This is a genomic window from Mitsuaria sp. TWR114 (assembly GCF_007997345.1).
Genome location: NZ_VOSR01000836.1, coordinates 1 through 2,541 on the forward strand (window position 1 = coordinate 1; position 2,541 = coordinate 2,541).

At 70.8% G+C, this 2,541-nt stretch carries 2 protein-coding genes and 1 pseudogene; 2 read left to right on the forward strand and 1 reads right to left on the reverse strand.

Annotated elements, in window-relative coordinates:
- A partial coding sequence (locus FUT87_RS24730; protein WP_255512014.1) for a helix-hairpin-helix domain-containing protein occupies nucleotides 1–894 on the forward strand: 894 nt, incomplete at its 5' end.
- Between the two features lie 6 nt (nucleotides 895–900).
- On the opposite strand, the pseudogene FUT87_RS24735 reads toward FUT87_RS24730, so the two are convergent.
- Nucleotides 901–2,182: pseudogene (locus FUT87_RS24735) on the reverse strand (MFS transporter).
- A 191-nt stretch (nucleotides 2,183–2,373) separates the two neighbouring features.
- Here FUT87_RS24735 and FUT87_RS24740 point away from each other — a divergent pair.
- Nucleotides 2,374–2,541 (forward strand): TetR/AcrR family transcriptional regulator (locus tag FUT87_RS24740; protein WP_147242713.1); only part of this gene is annotated, 168 nt, incomplete at its 3' end.

The following is a 2,541-nucleotide window of genomic DNA, read 5'->3' on the forward strand; positions in this document are numbered from 1 at the left end:
CGGCGCGCCGGCGATGTCATCCCGGAGGTCGTCGGCAAGGTGGACGCCAGGCGCGCGCACTACGTGCCCAACTTCCGCATGCCCAGGCACTGCCCGATCTGCGGCAGCGACGTGGTGCGCGAGAAGGGCGGCATCGACCACCGCTGCAGTGGCGGCATCTTCTGCCCGGCGCAGCGCAAGCAGGCGATGCTGCACTTCGCCGGCCGCCGCGCGATGGACATCGAGGGCCTGGGCGACAAGCTGGTCGACCAGCTCGTCGACGGCGGCCTCGTGACGAGCCTGCCGGGGCTCTACAAGCTCGGCGTGGCCAAGCTCACCGCGCTGGAGCGCATGGGCGATCGCAGTGCGCTGAACCTGATCGACGCGCTCGAGAAGAGCAAGCACACGACGCTGGCGCGCTTCCTCTTCGCGCTGGGCATCCGGCAGGTGGGCGAGACCACGGCCAAGGACCTGGCGAAGCACTTCGGCAACATGGATGCGCTGATGAACGCGACGGAGGAGCAGCTGCTCGCGGTGAAGGACGTCGGGCCGATCGTCGCCAGGAGCATCGCGGCCTTCTTCGCCGAGGCGCACAACCGGGAGGTCGTCGCGCAGCTGATCGCCGCGGGTGTGAGCTTCCCCGAGAGCGATGGCGCCGTCGCCGCGCCGGCGGGACCGCAGCCGCTGGCGGGCAAGACGCTGGTGCTGACGGGGACGCTGCCGACGCTGTCGCGCGACGAGGCCAAGGAGCTGATCGAGGCCGCGGGGGGCAAGGTCAGCGGGTCGGTGTCGAAGAAGACCAGCTACGTGATCGCGGGCGAGGAGGCGGGGTCCAAGCTCGACAAGGCGCGCGAGCTCGGCGTGACCATCCTCGACGAGGCAGGGCTGCAGGCGCTGCTGGCCGGGGAGGGGTGAGGGCCATCAGCCTGCCGCAGTCCGGCGCCGGATCGTCATCGCCATGCCCGCCGCCAGAAGGCAGGCGCGCCCGCCACGTAGAGCGCGGGCGCATAGCTCAGCAGCAGGCTGCGGCTGAGTCCCGCGCCGTACGCGCCACCGCGGCGCCGATCTGGTGGCCGGCGAAGATCCACCCGAACACCATGCCGACCTTCGCCGCGCCGAAGCGCTCGGCGGTCAGGCGCACCGTCGGCGGCACGGTGGCGATCCAGTCCAGCCCGTAGAACACCGCGAACAGCGACAACCCGTACAGCGTGAACTCCGCGCTCGGCAGCCACAGCAGCGACAGCCCGCGCAGCGCGTAATACCAGCACAGCAGCTTGCGGGCGTCGTAGCGGTCGCTCAGCCAGCCCGAGGCGATGGTGCCGATGAAGTCGAACACGCCCATCATCGCGAGCACCGATGCCGCCGGCACCGCCGCCAGGCCGTAGTCGCCGCACAGCGAGATGAAATGCGTCTGCACCAGGCCGTTGGTCGACAGCCCGCAGATGAAGAAGGTGCCGAAGAGCAGCCAGAAGGTCGGCTGCGTCGACGCCTCGCGCAGCGCGACGAACGGCGTGCGCCAGGTCACCGCGGCCGCGGCGGTGGCGGCCGGTGCCGGCGTCGACGAGGCCGGCTCGGCGCCATAGGGCGCCAGGCCCAGGTCCGACGGCCGGTCACGCATGAACAGCAGCACCAGCGCCATCACGCCCAGGCACAGCACGGCCAGCGGCAGCAGCGGCGCGCGCCAGCCCCAGCGCTCGATCATCCAGGCGGCGACCGGCAGGCAGATCAGCTGGCCGGTCGCCGCGCTCGCGGTCAGGATCCCCATGACCAGCCCCCGGCGGGACGCGAACCAGCGATTGGAGACGACCGCGCCCAGCACCAGCGCGGTCATCCCGCTGCCCAGTCCCAGCACCACGCCCCACAGCACGACCAGATGCCAGAGCTGCGTGACCAGCCCGGCCATCAGCATCCCGCCGCCGACCAGCGCCAGCGCCACGCTGACCACGGCCCGCACGCCGAAGCGCTCCATCAGCACCGCCGCGAACGGCCCCATCAGGCCGAACAGCGCGAAGCGCAGCGCCAGGGCCGACGAGATCTGGCTGGTGGACCAGCCGAATTCCTGCGCCAGCGGCTGCAGCATCGCGCCGGGCAGGCCCAGCGCGGCCGACATGAACAGCATCGTCAGGAAGGTCAGCCCGGCGATCACCCAGCTGAAATGGAGACCGCGATGGGTCAGGCGGTGGGACAGGGCGGCGGCGGGCATGCGGTTCCTTCGGTACCGGCGTCCGCGCCGGGCCGCCAAGGGGCGCCGTCGGGACGGTTTTGATGATGGCCGGCATGGTATCGGCCTTCCCGAAGTCGAGCGCAGATTTAATGATGCCCCTACTCAAAATCGAGGATTCCGGCGTGCCGTCGCCGCGCTGGCCGAGCGCGCTTCCTACAATGCCGAGCATCATGAAAGTCACCAAAGAGCAATCGGCCGCCAACCGCCAGGCGCTGGTCGACGCGGCGTCCAAGCTGTATCGGGAACGCGGCATCGCCGGCGTCGGTCTGGCGGAGATCTCGCGCGAGGCCGGCTTCACCCACGGCGGCTTCTACGGGCGCTTCGCGTCGAAGGAAGAG